The organism is uncultured Cyclobacterium sp. (genome assembly GCF_963976465.1).
In the GTDB taxonomy this organism is placed as follows: domain Bacteria; phylum Bacteroidota; class Bacteroidia; order Cytophagales; family Cyclobacteriaceae; genus Cyclobacterium.
Window position 1 is genome coordinate 1 of the sequence record NZ_CAXBOC010000605.1, and the last position, 3,003, is coordinate 3,003.

3 protein-coding genes are annotated in these 3,003 nt (G+C 36.9%); all 3 read left to right on the forward strand.

The features are described 5' to 3' along the window. Positions 1 to 486, forward strand: a 486-nt coding sequence (locus AAC037_RS22800) for a c-type cytochrome (RefSeq protein WP_339905865.1), incomplete at its 5' end; no start/stop codon positions are given. A gap of 531 nt (positions 487 to 1,017) precedes the next feature. Then, a complete protein-coding gene (locus AAC037_RS22805; protein WP_339905867.1) occupies positions 1,018 to 1,791 on the forward strand; it encodes a protein-signal peptide and transmembrane prediction in 774 nt (257 codons plus the stop codon). A gap of 129 nt (positions 1,792 to 1,920) precedes the next feature. After that, the gene (locus AAC037_RS22810; protein ID WP_339905869.1) at positions 1,921 to 2,406 is read left to right on the forward strand and encodes a hypothetical protein; all 486 of its coding nucleotides are present in this window, start codon (positions 1,921 to 1,923) and stop codon (positions 2,404 to 2,406) included. Positions 2,407 to 3,003: the final 597 nt, after the last annotated feature.

A 3,003-nucleotide genomic window follows, 5' to 3' on the forward strand; every position in this document is an offset into this window, starting at 1 on the left:
GTGATGCAGATGGAGGTAGCTTTTGATTTAAAAACTGCAAAAGGTACTACATGGTCCGATAAGGTTTGGATGACGGTAAATGAAGTGAATCAACCCATGCTCAAAGCAGAAGGATTTGCCGATTTCAATCCATCTGACTTGATAGACAACTTTGATCCGGCCTTATTGGCGGCCAAGGAAGAAGGAACCGCAGATGCCATAAAAGGAAAAGAAATATTCTTAAAATACGGATGTATTGCCTGCCAGGCGATTGACGACAATGTAGCGGGCAAAATAGGTCCAAGTGTAAAAGGGCTCTATGGAGCCAGAAGGGAGTTTAAAGATGGCACTACTGCAACCGCAGACGATGCCTACATCAAGGAGTCGATCGTTGATCCGGGTGCCAAGGTTGTAAAAGGCAGAGAAGGGGAGATGCCTTCTTTCCTAGGATTACTTTCCGATCAGGACATCGAATCTGTTATTTTATATTTTAAGACATTGAAATAGGAAAGTATAGGTTATCCAAATCAATTGCGGAAAGCCATCTGAATTTTGGACGCAAATTATATTTAAAAAACGCACATAATCAATTTATGTGCGTTTTTTTATGACTTGACTGGTTTGACAGCTACTCTTAGTCTTTTGGTGGCCATTTTCCCTAGCCACAGAAGTGGGTGATATTGTTATTTATAATCAAAGGTAACTCTTCCCCCATCTAATCCCTTTAATCCTTATAAAACCCTTTCAATTTCCCAGTGTTTCAGTAAAAAGTTTCAATCTTAATAAAATTGAATTGCATTTTATCTTTGATTATCAGCCTGTTCCAAAATAAAAAAAGGTGAAAATTCCAATGTATTATATTTTAAAAGGTTAAAGAATTAATGTAAATTAGAAGTAAAAATCGCCATGAGACCATTATTCTATTTGTGTAGCCTTTGTTTGCCAATTTTAATTTTAAGTTGTCAATCAACCCAGAAAGAAAATAAAAATCCTCACATTGAAGATGAAGAGTCAAAATTGACTGTAAACCTAAGAAAAATGGTAATGTCGAAGGGTGAAGAAAATGGCTGGGAAGGGATTGAGTATACAGAAACTTGGGATCCTCAAAAAACAGCCATTATTGTTACCGATATGTGGGACAGACACTGGTGTGAGAGTGCTACTGAAAGAGTGGCAGCTATGGCTCCGGGTATGAATAAAACCTTAACGAGGGCAAGGGAACTTGGTGTTACCATTATTCATGCACCAAGCGGAACCATGGATTTCTATAAAGATACACCTCAAAGAAAAGCTGCGATTAACACCCCCATGCATAATGTACCAGAGGGTTTCCCAATTGATGATTGGTGTTACCTGGATAAGGATAAAGAAGCTGCTTTACCCATAGATGACAGTGATGGGGGCTGCGATAAGCCATGTGCTGATGGTGATCCATGTGAAGAAATGACGGCTTGGTCAAGACAGATTGCTACCATAAGTATTGAGGACAAAGATTTTATCACTGATCAGGGACAGGAAGTATATAATATTTTGGTTGAAAATGATATAGACCAGATAGTGGTAATGGGGGTTCATTTAAATATGTGTGTATTGGGAAGGCCTTTTGCCATCCGTCAGATGGCGAACCTTAATAAAAATGTGGTATTGATGCGGGACATGACAGATACCATGTACAACCCGCAAATGTCTCCTTATGTGAGCCATTTTGAAGGTACCCGTCTTGTAGTGGCCCATGTAGAAAAATATTGGGCACCCACCATGCTAAGCTCTGACTTCACCGGAGAGGCAGCCTTTGCCTTTAATGAAAAGTAGTAGGGCAAATAAGAGGGTTCTGGTAGTTATTTAAAACTAATCGAGAATAATAATTATTAACGCAATTTATTGTCATCTAAAAATCTGGGAAGCAATTTTCAGATGGCATCACATTAAATGAAGTCGAATATGCAATTTATTCCAATTTCAATAGATGATTATGTAAAAAGACACTTGAAAAACAATCCAAATGAAAAAGAAAAAGGTTTAAGGCAGCGGCTTAATTCCGCTTTAGAAGCTTTTAAAAAAGGAGTTAAATGTTCTTGTGGAAATGACATTTGGGTGATTGGCTCAGCGGTAGTTGGAAATAGCTGCTTTACTTGTATTACCGGCGAAAGGTACCCTAAGGATGATTATGAAATCGAGTCAGCAATTAAAAAGGAAAGCAAGGTCAGCGGACGAAGACACATTGACGATATTCCACCCTCTGAAATTAATGGTTTTTTTGATGATGATGGATATGAAATAAATATGGATTTAATACAAAAACCGTCCTTATGCCTTACCTGTATCAATAATGATAATCCTAACGAAGAATTGCTTTGCAATATGACACGCCATGACCAACAAAACGAGCAGGAGTTTATTTGTTTTGCTTATAGAAAAAAGAAATAAATGGAAAAGTTAATACAGTTATCCAAAGCTCATTAAGGCTGGCGATAAATTTTGTAGCGAATCAGTGCTCATTCTAAAAACTACCTTTGGCTTATTAAAGTGGCTTATTTTTACTAATATCGACTAGCTGCACTAAGGAAGTTAAATCGGAGGGAGATCACAAAAGTGTAATCCTGCTAACCGTACACATAATCCAGTAACGTTAGGGAAAACTAGCTGAATTTTTTTGGGCATAAAATTAACTAAATATGGTTGAAGATTAACCGGTTTCAAACTTAAAGAACAGTATTTTAAAATGATTTTTTACCCTCCGTATAATGGGTTTCTTTTGTTTGTGGTATTAAGGTGAAATTAGTAGGGATTGGTGATAGGATAAAAGCAAAAGAATTGGTAGTGAGTGTGATGATATGCTCATTAAAGCCTATACAAGCAAAGGGATTGATGGATGTTAACATAAGAAACAACCTGAAGAAATTCTTTGGAATGGGAAAGTGTTTTGTAAAAGGAAAATTAGGTTGCGGTGTATTGGGGCATTAAAATCTATTGAATAAGGCGTTTAATAAATAGTTAAAATAGAGCTATATTGCTTTTAAATGA

What these genes read in the sequence shown, in the direction of transcription:
- AAC037_RS22805 (WP_339905867.1), top strand. Translation starts at nt 1,018, where the DNA reads ATGGTAATGTCGAAGGGTGAAGAAAATGGCTGGGAAGGGATTGAGTAT.
- AAC037_RS22810 (WP_339905869.1), top strand. Translation starts at nt 1,921, where the DNA reads ATGCAATTTATTCCAATTTCAATAGATGATTATGTAAAAAGACACTTG.